At 56.3% G+C, this 675-nt stretch carries 1 rRNA gene; it reads right to left on the reverse strand.

What is annotated here, in order from left to right:
- A 23S ribosomal RNA gene (locus tag IEX74_RS23065) occupies nt 1–675 on the reverse strand; the annotation flags it as partial.

A 675-nucleotide genomic window follows, 5' to 3' on the forward strand; every position in this document is an offset into this window, starting at 1 on the left:
TACACCTGTAGCCTATCTACGTCATCATCTCTGACGGCCCTTCGTATATGGGAGATCTCATCTTCTGGTGAGTTTCGCACTTAGATGCTTTCAGCGCTTATCTCATCCCAGCGTCGCTACCCGGCGCTGCAGCTGGCGCCACAACCGGTGCACGAGCGGCTGGTCCATCCCGGTCCTCTCGTACTAAGGACAGGTCCAGTCAAATCTCCAACGCCCACCACAGATAGGGACCGAACTGTCTCACGACGTTCTGAACCCAGCTCGCGTGCCACTTTAATCGGCGAACAGCCGAACCCTTGGGACCTTCTCCAGCCCCAGGACGTGACGAGCCGACATCGAGGTGCCAAACCTCCCCGTCGATATGAGCTCTTGGGGGAGATCAGCCTGTTATCCCCGGCGTACCTTTTATCCTTTGAGCGATGGCCCTTCCATGCGGAACCACCGGATCACTATATCCGTCTTTCGACCCTGCTCGGCTTGTAGGCCTCACAGTCAAGCCCGCTTCTGCTATTGCGCTCTACGTACGGTTACCAAGCGTACTGAGCGGACCTTTGAAAGCCTCCGATACTCTTTTGGAGGCGACCACCCCAGTCAAACTACCCACCAGCCACTGTTTCCGTTTCCAGATTAGGCACCGGCTAACACAAGGGTGGTATTTCAACGTTGACTCCCCGA

It is taken from the genome of Hymenobacter cavernae (assembly GCF_014641455.1).
GTDB classification, from domain to species: Bacteria; Bacteroidota; Bacteroidia; order Cytophagales; family Hymenobacteraceae; genus Hymenobacter; species Hymenobacter cavernae.